A 19,892-nucleotide genomic window follows, 5' to 3' on the forward strand; every position below is an offset into this window, starting at 1 on the left:
GATGAGGATGGGGAGCACTCCCCCGCGGATCGAGCCATGGCTACCACCCCGTGGGGTCCGAGGACTTGGTCTGGCCGTTCACGGTCACGACGATGCGGATCCGCTTGTTGCTGTCCTTGGCGTAGATGCACCATCCCTCGACCGTCCCGTTGCCGGTGCTCGTGAACGAGTACGGACCGAGGGAGGGCCCTCCGTCCTCGCAGGTGTAGGAACCCCTGCCCGCGGGGAAGTTGGAGTAGTCGAACCTCACTCGCGGACAGCCCGGGGAGTAGCGGCACGACCCCGTCCCACCGGGATCGACGTAGTTCGCGCCGTAGCGGAGGTTCGTCACCTGGGGCTGCGGCGGGTCGTCGGTGCGACGGGTCATGTCGAGAATCGGCGAGCCACCGGCCTCGGAGAAGGCCTGGATCCGGATCGTGAGGTTCTGCGAGAAGTTGCCGCGTGCCGAGATGGACGTGATCGGCCCGCCGTCGTGGGACGCGTCCCCGGTCACCCGGACCCGGGTGATGGGGCGTCCGTCGGTGGGCAGCGTCCAGTTCCAGGTCACTGACTGCCCCGAGGTCGACCCGCCGTTGGGGTTGGGACGCGGGGTCGGACCGTAGGGCTGGACCTGGTTGCTGTTGCCCGACTGCTGCGAGTCGCGGGTGCCGTTGTTCGTGTGGACGGAGAACACCTTGTTGCGCGTACTCAGCACTGAGGTGGTGAAGGTGACGCTGCCGTTGGCGGGGCAGCTCCCACACGAGTAGGTCCCGCTCTCGCCGTCGGAGGACCGCCACGTCACCGACGTGAAGCCGGTGGCACGCGGCTGTCCGAGCCTGACGGTGAGCCGGGCGCGCTTGTCGTCGGTGGGCGTGGCCGCGCTGACCGACGGCGTGGACGGCATACCGATCGACGTGAACGACTGGACGGCGCTGTCGGGCGAGGTGAGGTCGGCGCCGTTGGTGGCCGTGACGACGTACTCGTAGCGGCGACCGTCGTAGACGACCTGGTCGGTGGTGCGGGTCGAGCCGGCGGGCACGGTCTTGAGCTCTGCCCACGCACCGCCGCCCACCCGACGCTTGATCGTGTAGTTCTTGAGCGGCGGGCCGTTGGGGCTCGTCGTGTTCCACGTCAGGGTGATGGCCGCGAGGTCCTTGTTGGCGCCGGGGCCGTCGGCGTTGGCCGCGAACCCGGTCGGAGCCGGCGGCGTGCCCGCGGACTGCATCGTCGTGTCGGCGCCGAAGGGACCCGGGCCGGCCTCGTTGTAGGCCTGCGCGGCGACGGCGTACTCGCTCATGTTGTTGAGCCCGCTCACCGAGGTCGTGACCGTCGCCGTCGCCGAACCGGGTGCCGGCACCTCGGCGGTGCGCGTGGCGCCGCCGCTCGTGGGCACGAGCCGCACGAGGTACTTCGAGACGGGCGAGCCCTTGTTCTCGGGCGGCGACCACGTGAGGTTGAGGATCCCGTCGCCACGGCTGGCCATCGACACGGCCGTCACCGGACCCGGCTTGGTGTCGGGCCGCGCGGCGTTGCTGGGGCCACCCGGGTCGCCCTCGCCGACGATGTTGGTCGCCGTGACGGTGAAGAAGTAGTCCTTGCCGTTGGTGAGGCCCTCGATGGTGCACGGCGAGGCGCTGCAGTCCTGGGTGCCCGTGGAGCCACCCGTCCACTTCGCGGTGTAGGTGCGGATCGGCGCGCCACCGTCGTAGCCCGGGGCGGACCAGCTGACCCGGGCGCGGCCACCCGCGTCGCGGTCGGCCTGCGCCGAGACGGACGTGGGCGGGTCGGGCCGGCCGAGCATCGTCACGCTCACGGCGCCGGTGGCCAGGCGGCCGGGGGCGTCGGACACGCTGATCGAGATGCGGCCGGTGGGGCTCGGCCGGGGTCCCGCGGCCACGGTGATCGAGCAGCCGCTGCGGGTGACGGTGAGGCTGGTCCCGCTGCTCACGGCCGCCGAGTCGACCGAGCACTTCGCGTCCTGCAGCGGCGAGTCGAGGTAGGAGCGGATGTCGACCTGCTGGCTCTCACCCTCCTGGAGACCGTTGATGCTGATCGGCCGGAGGCGGGGCGGGGGCATGTTGGCCAGCGGGTCGGTCACGCCGGCCTGCTGCTGGCTCGGGTCACCGACGACGGTGACGTTGACCTTGGCGGTGACGTCGGACCCGCGGGTGCCGACGGTGAGCACGCCCTTGCCCGAGCGGGCGTTCGAGCCGGCGCTCAGGGTGACGACGCGCTCGCCCTCGCCGCTGCGCTCGAGACGGACGTCCTGTGGCTCGGTCTCCCACGAGGAGGTGAAGGTGACCTCGTCCATCGTCATTCCGATGGGCAGCCAGGCGCGGCAGAGGGTCGGGAGGTCGAGCTCACGCGGCAGCCCACCGCCCAGGACGGTGACGGCGGACGTGGGGCACCGCAGCAGCGGTGTCCTCGGCCCGATCTGGACCGGGACCGAGACGTATGCCGTGTGGACGTCCTTCTGGTCGTCACTCATCTGGTCGGTCACCTCGAACATCACCGAGGCCGGACCGACGTAGCCGCCGGAGGACGTCAGGGTGAGGTTGCCGTCGGAGTCGGCGGTCATCGCGAGGTTGCTGCTCGGGGCGGTCGAGATCGTGCTCGCCGACGTGATGCCCAGGGTGTTGCCCTGCGGCGACTTCACGTAGTCGCCGAGCGGGACGGTCCTGGTGGCGTCCTTGCCCATCTCGATGAGCGAGCCCTCGACGACGAACGGTGTGCCACCGGCGCCGCGGGGCACGTGGATGACGGCCATCGCGCGGGCGCCGTCCTCGTCCTCGATGACGTAGGGGACGGTGTGGGGGTAGGCGAGGATGTCGACGCTCACCTTGTTGCCGGTGATGCGGCCGTGCGGTGAGAGCACCTCGATGACCTTGAGCGTCGCCGGGTCGGAGTCGATGTCGGTGTCGTTGACGAGGACGTCGACCGTCGTCGCAGCCTCGCCGCCCTTGGGCTTGGCGACGTCGTCGTTGGCGACCGGCGGGTTGATCCAGCCCTTCTGGCCGCGCACGAGCAGGCTGGCGCGCGAGGGGTCGAAGAGCCCGTTGCTGATGCCGTAGGTGAAGTCGTGGACGGGGGCGCCCTCCTCGGGCGCCTTCGTCGAGACGGTCTCGTCGTCGAGGTCGACCTTCCACTGCGACTTCTCGGACGAGGGGTTGAGGTCCTCGTACTGGATCTCGACGGAGTCGCCGCGGGCGATGAGGTCGTTGGCGGTGATCGGCACGGTGACGGTCTTGCCCGGGGCGGCGGTGACGGTGTCGTCGATCGCGACCGGCGGCTGGGGGTCGCCCGGCGCGACGACGCCGACGCGGACGAAGGCCCGGCTCACGCCACCAAAGCGGTCGACGACCTCGTAGTTGATGACCTCGGTGCCCGACGCCGTCGGGAACGACTCGTAGCGGATCGTCGACGGGCCGGTGGAGACGACACGGCCGTAGGTGAGGTTGACGGGGCCGCCGTTGGTGCCGACGACACCCGTGACGCCGACCGTGTCGCCGTCGGGGTCGACGCCCGTGGTCGGCACGGTGATCGTCAGGGGGTCACCGGCGGTGACCGACGACGAGAAGCTGCGCGCGACCGGGACCTGGTTGGGGCGGGCAGCGCTCGGCAGCGGCGTGACCCGGATGGCGATGCGACCGGTCTGGGCGCGCTCCGGCATACCTTCGGGATAGGCGGCGTACTCAACCGTGACGAGCTGCTCGGCCTTGAGACCCGAGGCCCACGGCACGAAGCGCACGACGTTGCCCGACGCGAAGGCGGTCTGCTGCACGCCCTTGCCGAGCACCTTGACGGTCGTGGGGTCGATGCGCAGCGGGATGCCGTCGGCCATGGTGTCGTTGTCGAGCACCGGGACGGCGACGGCGTCACCCTCGCGGACGACGGCCGTGTCGTCCTCGACGACGGGGTCGAGGTCGAGTGCCGGCTTCTGGGTCACCGTGACCTCGCCGGTGGCGCGCTTGGAGCCGTCGCTCACCGTGTAGCGGATCGTCCCGCGCCGGGTCGAGTCCGCGGCGGCGCCGGCAGGTTCGAGCGCCACGACACGGATCCAGCGACCCTGGTAGATCGAGGCCTGGAGCCACGAGTCCTCGCTCGTCGCAGCCGAGGCTCCCTGGGTGACGAGGACGTCGGCCCGCGGGCTGTAGTCGTTGGCGAGCGGGTCCACGAGGGTCGGCGACTGGTCGCGCAGGGTCGCGGTGTCCCCCACCGCGACCGGCGGGGCGTCGGGATCGGCCGCCTCGATGACGTCGACCCGGATGCGCCCCGGAGCGACACCGCCACCGACCTGGGCGGCATACGAGAGCTCGAAGGTCCCGGCACCGGACGGGGTCACGGTGACGACACCGGTGTCGATGTTGGTGTCGACGGTGAGCGCGCCGGTGGCGCGGACCTCGCCCGCGAGGTGCATCTTGTCGTCGGGGTCGCTCGGGTCGGCGCCGGCGATGTCGTTGCCGAGCGGCTCGATCTGGAGCGACTTGCCGACGACGCCGCGGATGACGTCGGGCTGGGTCACGGGCGGGCGCGCCCGGGTCTCGGTGAGCGCGATGACCTCGACGGGGACCGCGCCCTTGGTGCGGCCGCCGCGTCCGTCGTCGGCGACGTACTCGATGCTCGTCTTGCCCGCCTCCGGCGAGGCGAGGTAGGCCAGCCGACCCTGCCCGTCGATGCTCAGCCGCTCCCCCTCGACCGTGGCGAGGACGGGGTCGGACTCGGGGTCGCGCCAGTCGGCGATGACCGGCACCGCGAGCCGCTTCCCGGCTAGGACGGGGTATGCCGTCTTGGCCAGCTTGGCCTGCCCCTCACGCAGGAACGGGGCGTTGTTGGTGTCCTCGGAGGCAATGCTCACCTTGACCGCCGCACGCGACTTCGCCTTGACCTTGCCGTTGCCGACGAGATAGGTGAACTGGAACGGCGTCTCCTTGCCGGCGGGCACGGTGACGTCGATGCTCTGGCCGTCGGCGGACACCGAGGCCCGCACGTCGGGGTCGGACACGGCGCTGACGTCGCGCGGGTCGATCGCGAGGACGGAGCCCGCGGCGTCGGTGTCGTTGTCGAGGACGTGGAGCTTGCTCGTGCGGCCCGCGCGGACGGTGAGGTTGTCCGGCTTGGCCGTCGGCGGCTGCTGCGCGACCTGGTCGTCGACGACGTTCTTGTCCTTCTTCTTGCTGTCCTCGTCGCGCTCCGGCGGCGGGATGAGCGCGTCCCAGTTGTCGATCTTCTGCTTGTCGCGCTGGACGTCCCAGGCGGAGCCGTTGTCGAGGTCGTTGAGGACGATGACGCCGCGGTTGACCCGGAACGCGACACCGTCACGCAGCGGGGTCTCGCTGATGTTGTCGATGGTGCCGGTCGGGACGGGCTCCTCGCGGCCGCAGTTGGCGCCGTAGAACACCTTGCCCACCTCGGACCAGGCACCGTGGACGCAGCCGCGCAGGACGACGGGGTGGGCCGGCAGGGGCACGGCGCCGCTGCGGTTGACCTGGTCGGCGATCTCGATGCCGCCGGTCGGCGCGCTGCCGTCGAGCCGGACCATGCGCAGGCCGTTGCCGCCCGCGATCGCGACGGCGTCGGCCGACGGTCCGGGGAGCTGCACCGCGGCATACGCGGGCGTGCCCTCGCTCTCGGCGAAGCCGGCGGCGACGCCCTCGGTGCGTCCCTTGCTGTGGAGCCGGTCGCGCTGTGCGTCGTAGACCGCCCACGCCGAGCCGAGGGTGGTGACCTGGAGCTGGTTGCCCTTGGCGCCGCTGTCCTCGGTGACCGGCTTGGTGAAGGCCTTGCCGCCGGGGCGGATCGTCGTCACGGTGCCCTTGGTACCCGAGGCGACGTGGATCGCGCCGTCGTCACCGACGGCGAGGACGGCGTCGCCGCCGACCGTCGCGACCGGCTTGGCAGCGGCGCCGAGGCCACTGAGGGACTCGACCCCGGCTCGGGGGTCGACCCGCTGGGCCCAGACCTTGCCGGACCTGGGGTCGACGGAGGCGAGGGTGCCACCGCGCAGGTCGACGAGGGTCGGTGAGATGCGGCCGGGCTCGCGGGTCGGGGATCCGGGTGCTGCCGCGGTCTCCTCACGGAACTGCGCCGTCCGCACGTCGATGGGCTGGAGCTGCGAGGTCCCCCTGGACCACGCGACCACGGCGCTGCCGTCCTGGAGGATGTCGATCCCGGAGCCGGGAGCGGCGTCGGAGGCGACACCGGCGTCGAGCTGCGAGATCGTCTTGTTGAGGCGGCCGAACTTGGCCTGCACGTCGGAGGTGATCCAGACCCCGCCGTCGCCGACGTCGGCCTCGTGGACGGTCGCGCCCTGCGAGGTCACCGCGGCGTAGCCCAGCGTCGACGCCGCGAGGATGACGACCGTCGTCGACGCGATGCGTCCCTTGTTGCGCCCATGCCGGAGCGACCGGCTCACGGGCTTCGACTGCTGACGACGGCGGAACGGGTTCACGCAGGTCCTTCGGCTCCGCGCACGCGGCGCAGGGATGGCAGGGTCGGGAACGTGCGGCCTCCCGTGCGCGGGCGGCGGTCACGCTCGAGCAGGGGGCGGATGTTGAGGTCGGACCGTATCCGGCGCCACCGTGAGACGGCGCCGCGCAGCTGGCGTCGCACGTCGTCGGCCTCGTCGAGAAGGGTCGTCGCGACCTCGGGCTCGGGGTCGCCCGGGCCGAAGACGGCGGCGTTGGCACCCACGGCGATGGGCTCCGCGGTCACCGACTCGGGGAAGTCTCGGGCCTGCTCGAGCCGGGTCGCACCCCGCGGGACCGCGACGCCGAGGCTGCGGGCGTCGCTGACGAGGTCTCGCCAGACCCAGGCCGCGCGGGACGCGGTCGGACCGGTCGTGGCGTGCCGTCGGCGACGACGGGCCTTGAGCCAGCGGATCACGGCGAGGGCGGCGAAGAACAGCAGGACCGGCAGGAGCAGGCCGAGCACGAGGATCTTGAGCCAGAGCGGCCACGCACCGATGTCGAGCGGGTTGCGCTTCTTCTTCTTGATGTCGGTGGCGTTCTGCGCCTGGTCCGGTCCCTGGAGCACCGAGGGCGGGTTGACGCCGGCCGGGGGCGGCACCTGGGCGCCGACCTTCTGCTCCTCGGACTTGAGCTGCTGCTCGTTGGGCTTCTTGTTGCGGTCGGGCAGGAAGGTGGAGGGCAGCAGCGCGTGCCACGTGCCGTTGTCAACCTGGACCTCGACCCAGGCGTGCACGTCCTTGCCCTTGACGACGCCGTCGGGCTCGGGGACGGCGCCCATGACGACGCGGGTCGGGATGCCGAGCCGGTTGCCGGCCAGGGCCAGGGTCGAGGCGTACTGCTCGTCGTTGCCCGCGAGCTGGGTGGAGCCGACGAAGCGGCTCAGCCGGGCCAGGCCGTGGCCGGGGAGGTAGACCTTCTCGTAGGAGTTGGCGGTGCCGCCGTCGGTGTAGGCGCCGTCGGAGGTCATCGTCTTGGCGATGGCGACGAACTTCTCCCACGGGCTGCCGGCCTGGCCGCTCCAGGCGTCGAGCTTGGCGTCGAGGAAGCTCGTGTCCTCGGCGACCTGTCCACCGCTCTTGACCGACAGCTCCTTGGGGAGCGTCGTCGACCAGTTCTTGTCGAGGACCGCGTCGAACGAGTAGGTGTCACCCGGCTGGAGCGAGGCGGGCACCACGGCCGTCTCGGTCGCGGTGTTGAGCCACAGCGCGTCGGCGAGGTCGTTGCCGCGGGCCCCGTCGAAGCGGACACCGGTGGCGGACCCGGCGACCGGGAGCCAGACGCCTTCGTACCCACCGTCGGGCACGGTGACCGTCGCGGTCACCCGGTCACCGGAGATCCGGGGGGCGATGCGCGAGCCGACCTGCTGGAACGGCGTGCCGTCCATCGCGCGGTCGGCGGCGCCCCAGACGAGGCCGTCGTAGTTGTCGAGGGTGGCGAAGCGGACGGGCGTGCCCTCGGGCAGACCCGTGACCTTGAGGACCTCGGCGTCGTAGAGCTTGGCCGAGTTGGGCTCGGTGTAGCGGCGGAACCCGGACAGCGGGCTCGAGAACTGGGCCACGTCATAGGGCGGGGTGAGCTGGTCGCGCACCACGGTGCGGGCCGAGCTCGCGTCGGCGCCGGGGAGGATCTGGCCGAGGAACGTCCCGGCGAGGGCGGCGACGACGATGAGCACGATGCCCGTGACCAGGCGGGCCTGACGACCGGCGCCGTTCTGGAGCGCCGCGCGGGTCCGGCCGGCACGCACGACGAGCCAGAGGATGAGGACGAGCGCGAAGAGCACGCCCTGGACGAACTTGGCCGCGGGCTGCTGGGTGCCGAGGGCGATGCTGCCGACGAGCAGGACGACGGGGGCCACGGCCGCACCGCCGACGCTGCGGAACCGGCGGCCGATGCCGTAGGTCGCGGCCGCGCCGAACAGGCCGGTGACCCAGGGCAGGGCCACGAGCGGGCCGCGGGCGTCGACCGGCGGGAGCAGCGTGAGCCACTCCTTCCAGCCGGTCACCGGGGCGACCGCGAGGTCGACGAAGGTCTGCAGGCTGGGGATGAACCCGGCGATGAGGTCGCCGCGCACGGCCACCGGGCCGCCGAGGACGAAGTGGATCGCCACGAGGACGAGCACGGTGGCGAGCAGCGGCCACGACCGGACCACCGCGACGTGGGCGACGAGAGTTCCGACGACGACGCCGACGGTCGCCGCGGCGATCCACTCCCACCCGATGAAGCCGGTGCGGAAGCCGACGAGGGCGATCGCGACGAGCGCGAGCGCGAAGGCGAGGTCGACGAGGGCGTCGCGCGACGGCATACCGAAGAGGGAGGGCCCCGACGAGGGCTTGCGGGCGGGGCGCTCCTTGGCGCGCGAGCGGCGGCTCGCCGTGGCGTCGGTGCTCATGCGAGGACTCCGCTGAAGAGGACGCGGCGCAGGTCGGCGAGCTCGCGCACGGTGAGGATGGTGAGGCCGCCGGCGTGCCGGACACCGACCTGGGCGTCGGGGTCGATGACGAGGGCGACCCTGATGACCTCGACCTCGAACTGGGCGAGCGCGCGCTGGACCTGGATGAAGGGGCGGTGCGAGCCGGTGACGAGGATCGCGACGCTCGCGTCGGGGGCGAGGGCCGCCGCGTCACCCGCGGAGCCGAAGATGTCGACCGGACCCACGGAGGCGCGGGCGAAGGTGTCGAGGGTCAGCGGCGCGGTCGCGCGCGAGATCTGCTGGTCGTGGCAGACGATCGTCGTGTCCTGCTCGTCCATGATCGAGCGCACCGCGAGCGAGGCGGCGCACGAGATCGCGAGCTCGACCGCGGCGTCCTCACCGGTGTAGACCTCGGGCGTCGTGTCGACGACGACCGCGACGTGGGAGCGACGGGTGTCGAGGAACTGGCGGACGAGCAGCCGGTCGTGCTTGGCACTCGAACGCCAGTGGATGTAGCGGCGGTCGTCACCGGGCTGGTACTCGCGCAGGGCGTGGAAGGCGAGGTCGGACATCGACAGGTCGGGCGTGACCTGGCCCTCGAGGTCACGCAGGAGCCCGGCGCCGAGCGGCTCGAGCGAGGTCGTCATCGGGTGGACGAAGAGCTCGGTCTGCTCGGTCCACTCCATCGTGCGGCGCACGAGCCCGAGGGGGTCGCCGTGCACCGTCGTCGCGGGACCGACCTGGATGACACCCCGGCGCTCGGTCGGCACGACGAAGAGCTCCTCGTGCGACTTGCCCGAGCCGAGGGACGGCAGCGTGAAGCGCGCGGCCGACCGGCCGACGGGCAGCTCGACGAGCAGGGGCAGCATGCCCCGGCCCGAGAGGTTGCGGACCTCGATCCGGCCGGTCGCCGGGTCACCGACCGTGACGCGGGTGGGGTCGACGTCTGTGCGGATCTCGACCTTGGCGTGGCCGATCGCGAGCGCGACGCACGCGAGGAACAGCACGAGGCAGGCAACGGCGATCATCGAGAGCTCGGCCCAGCCGTAGCGGCTCGCGAGGAACCAGGCCACGAGCCCGAGCACGAGGACGGTCCAGCCGAGCGGGGAGACCCACGCGAGGGTGTTGGCCACGGGGCGCCACACCGGTGCGGCGCGGTCGGCCAGCGGCTTGATCCGCTCGCCGGTGAGGTCGAGGAGGCGGGCGCCACCCTGGGTGATCGCCGCCGGGATCTGCACGCGGGGCAGCGTGATCGTCGGGAGCTCGGGGCGCAGCCGGGTGGAGCGGCCACCGGTGGAGGCCGGCGGGTCGTTGCGTCGCACGGCCTGGGTGTCGACCTCGGGCTGGCGCAGGCCGAGGAGCGAACGCCAGCGCGAACCGCCCGTGGCGGTGGCGCCCGAGGCCTGCCGACGGCTCGGCTGGTCCTGCGCGGGGCGGACCTTGAGCGACGACCGGGAGACGGTGGCCTCGGGCTCGTCCTGCTGCGGCGCCGCCGAGCGCGAGCGGGTGCGCTCCGGGACGGGGGTTGCTGGTGCGGCGGGGGGTGCTGGGGTTGCTGGCGCGGCAGGTGCCGCGGGGGTCGGCGGGGTCGACGACGACGGCCCGCGCAGGTCGGACCGCCTCACCGTCGCCTCGTCGGGCTCCACCGGGTCGGACATCGTCAGGCGACGCGCTCGGTCGGCGGGGCGACCTCACCCAGGATCTGGTCGATCACCTGGTTGACGGTGATGCCGGCGAACTGGGCCTCGGCCGTGACGAGCAGGCGGTGGTTGAGCACCGGCTGGGCGAGCAGCTTGATGTCGTCGGGGATGACGTGGGTGCGGCCCTGCCCGATGGCCCAGGTCTTGGCGCAGCGGACGAACGCGAGGCAGCCGCGCACGGACAGACCGAGCCGGACGCTCACGTGGCGACGGGTCTCCTCGGCGAGGCGCGAGACGTAGTCGAGGATGGCGTCGTCGACGTGCACCTCGTCCGCGAGCTCGGCCATGTCGAGGATGACCTGCGAGGTGACGACCGGCTCGAGGGCCTTGGTGCGGTCACGCGTCTTGGCGTCGCGCAGCACGCGCACGGTGGCGTCGTGGTCGGGGTAGCCGAGCGTGGTCTTCATGAGGAAGCGGTCGAGCTGCGCCTCGGGGAGGCGGTAGGTACCGGCCTGCTCGATGGGGTTCTGGGTGGCGATGACCATGAACGGGTCGCCGACCTCGTGACGCACGCCGTCGACGGTGACCTTGGCCTCCTCCATGACCTCGAGGAGGGCCGACTGCGTCTTGGGTGACGCGCGGTTGATCTCGTCGGCGAGGACGATGGTCGCGAAGATCGGCCCCTGGTGGAACTCGAACTTCTTGCTGTTCGGGTCGTAGATCGTCACGCCGGTCACGTCGCTGGGCAGCAGGTCCGGCGTGAACTGGATGCGGCTGTTGGTGCCGTGGACGGTGCTCGAGAGCGCGCGCGCTAGCTGGGTCTTGCCGGTGCCGGGGAAGTCCTCGAGGAGGAGGTGCCCCTCGGACAGCATGCAGGTCAGGGCCAGTCGGATGACGTGCTCCTTGCCGAGCACGGCCTTGTCGACGTTGCTCACCATCGCCTCGAAGGTCTTGGTGAACCACGCGGCCTGGTCATGGGTGACCGTCATGGGTCAGGGTCCTCTCATCGCTGGGACGGGGTCGACCCCTCCGGCCCGCGGAACCCTGCGCGATCCCCGACCCGATGACGTCACCCCCCGTGGGTGCCAGGCACAGCGAGACTGCGTGACGTGTCACAAATCTCCGCGTATGCCGTGTCGCACCCTACCGTCTGAAAGTGGCCTCACCCTAGGTGTCCATACCCACTCTTGACTTACCGAGCAGTAGTTGAACCCTCCATTTCCACGCCCCACGTGCGACTGATTGCCCCACCGGGACACCTCTCAGGTCGACGTCTTGCCCTGTCAGGACATGTCGTCGCCACGCTGCAGGCGACGGTGAGGTCACCAGACCTTCCGGGTGAACTCCTGGGCCACCATGCGCCGCCATGTCGCGATCTCCGCCTCGACGCCGCACTCATCCAATCTGCGCCTGCAGCAGGAGCACCTGAGGATGGCGTCGACGGATCTGGGCGGACCCGCGGAGCGCTGGAAGCGAGTGTGGATCTCTCCTCCGTCGATGGCCTCTCGGGGAGTCCACCGCACCACAGCCAGTCCGAGGTCGGTGAACCCACGCTGCCGCTCCTCCTCGGCGAGCAGACGCCGTCCCACCTGCTGCTCCGATGCGCCGTCCTCGAGGTACTTGGCCACCCCGTCAGCCTCGCCGACGACACCCTCGCGGCTCCACAACACGTCGCACCTGCCGATGTGACGGCCCGCCGGGGTGAGGATGTCGACCTGGGGCACGCCGATGGGAAGTCCCCATCGATGGGTGGCCCAGGCCGATGCGGACTCCAGCCAGTTCTCGCGTCGGCCGTCCACAAGCAGGAGGACGTGTTCGATGCCGCGACACCGGGCCACCTCCGCTGGTGGGACCTCATCGTCCACAGCTCCTCACGGGTGACGAGACCGGCTCGCAGCGCGCCGTCGGCGATCGCCAGAGCGTCGCGGGGGTGAAGCTCGCGGGCGCAGTCGATGACGGTCCGGGCCACGACGAACTCCGGAACCCCGGCGGAGATCCGCACGTGTTCGTAGGGCGTCGCTCCTCGATGGAACTGCCGCCAGGTGTCCGACCTGCTGGTCCGCAGGTCGTCGAGCACCGTCATGGCGACGTGCTGCGGAGGGTGGGTCGGGTGTGGCAGCCCCAGAAGGGCAGCAGCACTCGAATGACTCACGATGGCGTCCTTCGTCAGCCGGACGGCGGCTTCGGCCTTCATCCGGTGCTGCTCCCAGGCGGAGTGGGACTCCCAGGACGAGCGGACGGCATACAGGCGTTCGGCAACACGCACGAGCGTGCCGGAGGCCGCGGCGCGGCTCATCGCGCGGGCCGACAGTCCGGCTGCAACCACATCGGCGCGGACGAAGGGCTGAGGAAGCTCGTCGAAGGGAACCATCGTCGAAGGCTGCGGGGTTCGAACAGCCCATGAACAGGACGACCGGCGCACATGTGGATGACCGAGGCATCACAGCCGACCTGTGGACGGTCCGAGAGCTGTCCCAGTGGAGCAATCAGTCGGAATGGCCTGTCCCAGTGGAGCAATCAGTCGGGTCACCGCGCTGTCCCAGTGGAGCAATCAGTCGGGAACGCATCGGGCCCGCATCCCCTGAGGGATGCGGGCCCGATGGTCAGGCGCTGGTTCGGGTCACTTCTTGGGAGCGGTGATCCGGATCAGGGCGGCCATGTTGCCGCGGTCCGCCTTCTGGATGGAGACGCCGGTGCCGTAGCCGACCCCGTCGGTGGCGGGGTTGCCGTCACCGAGCACGGTCGCCGCGCCGATGTCCTCGCCGTAGTACTGCGGCAGGGCCGCACCACGCTGGTCGACGACACGGACGCTGTAGGGCTGGTTGTGGACCGACGGCACCACCGTGGACGCGTCGGCGTCACGGTAGAAGAGGTCGCCGTTGTCACGGACCTCGAAGCCGGGGTACCAACCCTTGTTGTCGGTGAAGGAGCTCACCGCGGACTGCTTGCCGAAGGTGTTGCAGGCCTCGCCGGTGAAGTCGGCCTTCGTCGAGCACTCGTTGAACGGGTAGGTCCCGAACAGGTTGAACGCGGCGTTGGACGACTGCGGGCGGGACGGCAGGTTCTTCAGCGTGCTCGGGTCGAGCGCCGCGTTCGCACCGCTGCGACGCAGCGGGTCGAAGTGGCTGTCGACGATGAGCAGGCCACCCTTGGCACCCTCACTCGGGAGCGACGTGAGGTTGTTGAGCACGTGGTTGGCGTTGCCGTACGACGTGTCGCGGTACCAGATGAGCGCACCGGGAGCGTTGTACTTGATCTTCTCGACCTTCCACGCGCCGTCGCCACCGAGCTTCTGGTAGGTGGTGTCGTAGGCGTACTGCAGACCCTTGTCGAACCCGTCGAAGTTGCGCCACTCGACGAGGTAGTACTGGGCGTAGTCGTGCTTGCCCGGGTCGAGGACCCAGCCGGCACCGGTGCTGTCGGTGTAGGTGCCGACCGTGGCGGTCCAGCCGTTGTTGGCCTCGGCGTCGTCGGACCAGACGGTCGTGGCGCCGTTGGTGAGCGCCAGGTCGTCGAGGAACCAGCCGGTGTCCTCGAACGCCGCGTCCGTGGCGTAGAGGAAGCGGACCTTGACGGTCTGACCGGCGAACGGCGTGAGGTTGGCGTAGTAGTGCTTCCAACCCGCGATGGTGCCGGTGACGCCGTACTTCTTGTTGCCGAAGTCCTTCATGCGGCCGTTGGGGTCCGAGTAGCCGTCGGGCGTCGTGACCTCCGCGCCGGCCTCGTCGAAGAGCTTCTGCTCGGTCCACGTGGTGCCACCGTCGGTCGAGACCTCGAAGAAGCCGTAGTCCCAGTCCTTCTCGATGGAGCCGGTGTTCCAGGACCAGAACTTGGCGTCGGTGGCGCCGGCGGGGACCGCGACGTCACGCGAGAGCGTGTTCTTGGCCCACGACTGGTCGGCGCTGGAGAACCACATCTTGGAACCGCTGTGCGGCTCGGCCAGCGTGACCGTCTTGCCGGGCAGGTTGATCTTCACGCCGTCGGAGGTGCCCCGCGGGGTGCGGCTCGTCTGTCCGAGACGGACCGAGCGGGCCTTGTCACCGGGGTTGACCACGAGCGGGTCGGCCCAGCCGAGGACCCACTTGTCCCAGATGCCCATGTGCGTCGGCATCGACTGGAAGATCGGGCCCGAGTGCGAGCCGGAGCTCATGAGGTCCCAGAAGTCGACGTCGCTGTCGCCACCGCTCGCGGTGTCGTAGAGGTCCGGCAGACCGAGGTCGTGGCCGTACTCGTGGGCGAACACGCCGACACCCGAGTCCTCGGGCTGGACGATGTAGTTGGACAGACGCAGGTTCGTGCCGGGCACGGGTGCGCCACCGGCGACGTCGGACGAGTGCGCCCAGATGGCGTACGGGCCCTCGGCGCCGCCACCACCGGACTTGTCCTCACCGGCGTGGACGAGGACGACGTGGTCGATGATGCCGTCGGGCTCGAGGACGTTGCCGTCACCGTCGCGGTCGCCCTGGTCCTCGAGGTCGTAGTCGGCCCAAGGGAAGTTCGGCTGCGCCTTGGCGAGAGCCGCCACGGCGTCGATCGGGAGCTGGCCCGCACCGAGCGGGTTGTCCGGGTGACCCTGCATGTCCTGGATGGCGCCGTAGGTCCAGACGCCCTTGTCGTCGAGGTAGCAGCGCGTGGCGCCGTAGTAGGCCTCGGAGTGCGGGACGGTGATCCACGGGGTGGCCGAGCCGCCGACCGTGTAGGCGCCCTTGGACATCTCCTCGTACATGTTCTTCATCGTGTAGCCGGAGATGTCGATGCCGGCCTTGCCGTCGGGGCCCTTGAGGTCGGGGCGGACGCGCTGGGTGATGCCCGTCTTGGTGTAGAGCATCGTGTTGTAGTGGGCGGACGAGAAGTCCTTGACCCACATCGAGTTGTTGTCCTTGAGCTTGCTCAGGGCCGGGTTCGGGATGTTGTTGTGCTTCGGGCCGTTCTGGACGTTGCCCTTGACGCAGCCCTCGGCGCTGAAGCCGTCCGGCACCATGACGTTGGAGAAGTCGTCGTTGGCCTTGTCGTTGAACTCGACGAGGATCGTGAGGAGGCGGGCCTCCTGCATCGTCTTGGCCTGCTTGAACTTCTTGTAGCCGGCGGCCTTGAGCTGCTTGGGGCTCCTGCCGGTCCGGATCGACTCGGCCTCGGCCTTGGCGAGCTGGCGGGCGGCGACCGGGTTGCCCTGGCTGTGCTTGCGGTCGACCTGCTTGGCCTTGATGAGGGCCTTCTGCTGCTGGTCGGCCGTGACCTTGGAGACGACCTTGCCGTTCTTCTTCACGGCCTTGTCGCTCGAGTACGCGGACTCCATGCGCGGAGCCACGTAGTTGATGTACCCCGCCGTGGACGGTGCACTGTCGACGCCGGATGACGCCGGGGCGGTGCTCGGCGCTGCTGCGACGGAGCTGGACCCCATGGTCAGTCCGGTCGCCGCCAACGCCAGCGCGGGGACGGCCGCGATGTAACGCCGCCTTCCGCGCAGGGATGTGCGAGCTGTCATGTCTCTCCTCCAGGAACCAAGCCGAGGGCTCGGACGTTCGCGCGGCATTGCACGAACTTCTGTGCATCCTGCCGTCCCGGGGGGACCCTTGGGAAGAGTCATGCGTCAGACGGTCAGAATTGGCCCCTGACCTCACCCTTTGGGGTGATGAGGGGTGGCCCGTCGCTAGTCGAGGAGGACGAGGTCCTTCTCGGTGACCATGCGCGTCGACAGGGCGTGCTCGACGAGCCGCGCCTTGCGGTTGCTCGCGAGCTTGCCGGGCCCACCGTGCAGGCCCCGGGTGCCCGCGTCGGCGAGCTTCTGGCAGACGTTGTCGAGCTTGCGGTTGAACTTGGTCGTCGTCCACCCCAGCCGCTGCGCCGCCTGGGCGGAGGACGGGATCTGGCCCTGGCCGGCATACGTCGTGCGCAGGAAGCTCTCGCAGAGAGCGACCACGAGCAGCTTCTGGTCCGGGGTCATCGAGACGCGGCCGACGGTCGTCTCACCCGGGGAGTCCTCGGGCTCGGGCTCGGGCTCGGTGACGATCGAGGTGAAGGTCGCGTCGTCGACGGTGATGTCGAAGTCGTAGGTCGTCGGCCCCGCCGTGAACCACACGGTGAACGCCTCGAGCGCGAGCGGGATGCGGGCACCCGGCGAGAGCCACGCCTGGAACAGCCCCTTGCGGTCGCCGACCGTCGCCGTGAGCGTCGAGCCGACGTTGGTGAGCCACCAGAGGTCGTGCTCGCGGTGCACCTGGAGGAAGACCCGGTGCAGGTAGGGGTTGTCGTCGATCTCGACGTCGGCCACCCGGCCGATCGTCAGCGGGGCGTCCTCGTTCGCCGTGAACTCCTCGCCGCAGAACTCCACCGTCACCGACATGCGGTCATCCTCCCTGGACGCACTTGATGGGCGAGTAGGGCGAGGTCGTCCCGGCGGCCCTCGCGACCGCGACCTGCGCGCAGACCAGCTCGCCCGGCTTGGCGCTCACCTTGAACGGCATCACCTTGACCGACTTCACGACCGCCTCCGGGATCGCTGCCTCGCTCGACGCGATCCGCATCGGGAAGAAGTCGCCCTTGCGGACCCCGGCGTACTGCCACGAGAACACGACGCCTCCGGCGATGCCCTGGCCGTCGATCTGCGGCTGCTCGGCCATGTCGACGATCGAGCCGCCGCCACCCGTCGTCACCGAGGCGGACGGCGCGTCGGTCGAGGCCTCGGTCGGCTCGTCACCACCCCGGAAGCCGATCGCCCACACGAGCGCACCGACGAGCGCCACGAGCAGAACGCCCACGCCGGCCAGCAGCGCACCGCCGCTGATCGTCGTCGGCTGCGGGCCGTCGTCGGTCTCGGTGGCCGGGCGTTGCGCGGTGCTCGCCGGGGCCGGGGACTGGGTCTGCGCCGAGGTGACCTTGGGGGCGCGCACGCTCGTGCGGTCGGGGTCGGCCTCCTCGGGCGCGGCCCTGCCGGTGCTGTCGGCGACCGTCGTGTGGCCCGACTCGTCGAGGACGACGATTGGCGTGCGGGCGAAGCGCTGCTCCTGCTCGATCGCCTGCAGACCGCGCGCGAAGTCGATCGCGGTCTGGGGGCGGGCGTCGGGCTTCTTGGCCATGGCGTGGCCGAGCAGCCGCTCGAGGCTGATCGGGACGTCCGCGCGTCCGGTCTGCGGGACCGGCGTCGCCCGGATGCGGGGCATGAGCGCGTATGCCGAGTTGTCGCCTCCCGGCTGCTCGAACGGCGAGCGCCCGACCAGGAGGTGCCAGAGGGTGGCCGCGAGCGAGTAGACGTCGCTGCGCGCGTCACCGTTGCTCTGGCCGTAGAGCACCTCGGGCGGCGACCAGGGGACGGAGACACCCACGTCCTCGTCGTGCTCCTCCTGCCCGACCGCACGACCGGCGATGCCGAAGTCGGTGAGGCCGGGTGCGCCGTACTGGCTCACGAGGACGTTGGCCGGCTTGATGTCGCGGTGCACGATGCCCGCGCGGTGCGCGGTCTCGACGGCGGAAGCCAGCTGTATGCCGGTCCGCAGCACCTCCTCGACGCTGAGCCGCTCGCGCTTGGCGCGGGTCGCGAGGTTGGGCGGCGGGTAGTACTTCATCACCAGGTAGGCGCCGCCGTCGGCGAGCTGCTCGCTGCGGAAGACCTGGACGATGTAGGGGTGGTCCGCGAGCTGGGCCATGGTGTCGGCCTCCTCGACGAACTGCCGCAGGATCGCCGGGGTCAGGCCCTCGCGCTTGAGGACCTTGACCGCGACCGGCATCCGCGGCTGCTGCTGCTCGTAGAGGAAGACGTCGGCGTAGCCGCCGGAACCCAGGGGTTGGCGGTAGACCAGCCCGGGGATCTCCGGGGCCGTGACGGGTGGTCGGGTCACTCCGCGACCTCGTAGGTGAGGGAGACCTCGTCGGCGAGGGTGACGACCGCTCCCGGCTCGATGCCGAAGTCCTCGGTGGGACGCAGCCGGACGGGTTCCTGCCCCGGCAGGGTCACCGTGGTGCCGTTGGTCGAGCCGAGGTCGCGCACGAGCACGTGCCAGCCCTCGAGGATGACCTCGGCGTGGTTGCGCGAGATGTCGTTGTCCTTGGAGGCCAGACGCACGAGGTGGGGACGGCTGCTCGGGGGCAGGTCCGAGTTCACCTTGGGCGAGCGTCCGAGGAGGATGCCCCGGTCGAGGGAAACGAGCCCGCCCGTCGAGACCCGGAAGACACCGAGCTGGGGTCGCGGCGTCTGGAACGGCTGCTGCGTCGGGATGTCTCGGCCGCACACCCGGCAGCTGCTCGCGTGGGGGGACGAGTGGTGACCCGCCGGGCAGATGACGGCGAGGACGATCGGGCTGTCGGCAGGACCGTCGGTGGCCGGGTTGAGCGAGCTGCGGTCCATCGTGACGTCGGGCACCGGGGGGAGGTTCGCGGCCTGTGCCTCGGGCTCGGGTTCGGCGACCGGGACCGGCATCGCCTCGGTGGCGGGCATGCCGCCACCGGCAGGTGGGGCGGGTGCGGGCCCGTCCTCGAAGGACGGCGGCGAGGGCGGCGGACCGGTGAGACCCCAGTTGTCGGGACCCGTGGGGCCGTCGGCCGCGTCGGGCACCGGGGCTGCCGGTGGCTCGGCCGCGATGGCCGGCTCGGGGGCCGGTGGGGCGGCCGCTGCCGGAGCCGCCTGCGCGGGTGCCGGTGTCGCGGGGCGGTCGCCGTCGGGCAGCGTGCGCCACGGCACGCTGTCGATGAGGACCTTCTTCTCGGCCTTGGGCTGCGGCTCGGGGGCGACGCGCTCGGCGGGAGCGGCCCCGGCGTACTCCTCGGACGGGGGCAGGGTGAGGTCGGCGGGCGGAGGCGCCGGGGGTGCCAGGGCCGCGGGCGAGAGCTGGCTCTCCGCGGACGGCTCGTCGACGGCGGACGGCTCGTCGACGGCGGACGGCTCGTCGACGGCAGGCTCGTCCGGAGGGTCGGCCTGCGCCGGAGCCTCGGGATCCTCGGCGGCCTCGGGAAGGTCGTCGACCTCGGGCGCCGGCACACGCTCGGGCTCGGGGACGGACGCAACAGCAGCAGCAGCGGGTCGTCCCAGACGCCTGGGTCGCTTCCAGCCGCCCCGGCCACCGGGCCCGGCCAGCTCGAGAGCGGCCGCGGCGAGATCCAGGTCGCGCCACGGCATACGACCGTCTGCGGTGACCTCGTCACCGTCGGCGCGCACGACGGCGGAACCCCGCACGACGACGCGCGCCTGCTGTCCGGACGTGTCCGCGAGCGCGAAGTCCGGGAGCGCCCGCAGCCCGTCGCGCGACAGCGCCTCGAGGACCTCGACGAGGCCCGTCTCGAGCGGACCGCGCAGGTCCTCGGCCATCGCCGCCGAGCCCTGGACGACCAGGTGACGGTCGCCTGCTGACAACGCGACCCAGCCCGCGGGGGTCTGGGTCGTGACCTCGGTGCTGCTCACGGTGT

The 19,892-nt window shown here is 71.1% G+C and carries 9 protein-coding genes; all 9 read right to left on the reverse strand.

The window, feature by feature from the left end; translation table 11 throughout:
* Positions 1-40 precede the first annotated feature (40 nt).
* The 9 genes from KLO01_RS06145 to KLO01_RS17480 all read right to left on the reverse strand — a co-directional run bounded on the left by KLO01_RS06145 (position 41) and on the right by KLO01_RS17480 (position 19,887).
* Complete coding sequence (locus tag KLO01_RS06145; RefSeq protein WP_246136083.1) at positions 41-6,391, reverse strand: Ig-like domain-containing protein; 6,351 nt, start codon at positions 6,389-6,391, stop codon at positions 41-43.
* 32 nt (positions 6,392-6,423) lie between these two features.
* Positions 6,424-8,835 (reverse strand): transglutaminase TgpA family protein, encoded by a 2,412-nt coding sequence (locus tag KLO01_RS06150; protein ID WP_147063248.1) that lies wholly within the window; start codon positions 8,833-8,835, stop codon positions 6,424-6,426.
* Positions 8,832-10,481, reverse strand: coding sequence for a DUF58 domain-containing protein (locus KLO01_RS06155; RefSeq protein WP_246136084.1), 1,650 nt, complete (start codon positions 10,479-10,481; stop codon positions 8,832-8,834). The genes KLO01_RS06150 and KLO01_RS06155 overlap by 4 nt, the downstream gene beginning before the upstream one ends.
* A gap of 35 nt (positions 10,482-10,516) precedes the next feature.
* Positions 10,517-11,485, reverse strand: a complete 969-nt coding sequence (locus tag KLO01_RS06160) for an AAA family ATPase (protein WP_147063252.1) — start codon at positions 11,483-11,485, stop codon at positions 10,517-10,519.
* Between the two features lie 333 nt (positions 11,486-11,818).
* Complete coding sequence (locus KLO01_RS06165; RefSeq protein WP_147063254.1) at positions 11,819-12,295, reverse strand: hypothetical protein; 477 nt, start codon at positions 12,293-12,295, stop codon at positions 11,819-11,821.
* Between the two features lie 821 nt (positions 12,296-13,116).
* Positions 13,117-15,981 (reverse strand): immune inhibitor A domain-containing protein, encoded by a 2,865-nt coding sequence (locus KLO01_RS06170; protein WP_147063256.1) that lies wholly within the window; start codon positions 15,979-15,981, stop codon positions 13,117-13,119.
* A gap of 165 nt (positions 15,982-16,146) precedes the next feature.
* Entirely contained in the window at positions 16,147-16,839 is a 693-nt protein-coding gene (locus KLO01_RS06175; RefSeq protein WP_147063258.1) for an FHA domain-containing protein, read from the reverse strand.
* Positions 16,840-16,843: 4 nt separating this feature from the next.
* On the reverse strand, positions 16,844-18,331 hold the full coding sequence (locus KLO01_RS06180) for a serine/threonine-protein kinase (protein WP_147063260.1): 1,488 nt from the start codon (positions 18,329-18,331) through the stop codon (positions 16,844-16,846).
* Complete coding sequence (locus KLO01_RS17480) at positions 18,328-19,887, reverse strand: FHA domain-containing protein (protein WP_147063262.1); 1,560 nt, start codon at positions 19,885-19,887, stop codon at positions 18,328-18,330. The genes KLO01_RS06180 and KLO01_RS17480 overlap by 4 nt, the downstream gene beginning before the upstream one ends.
* Between the last annotated feature and the right edge of the window lie 5 nt (positions 19,888-19,892).

The sequence above is a fragment of the Knoellia locipacati genome, assembly GCF_007992835.1.
Taxonomy (GTDB): Bacteria; Actinomycetota; Actinomycetes; order Actinomycetales; family Dermatophilaceae; genus Knoellia; species Knoellia locipacati.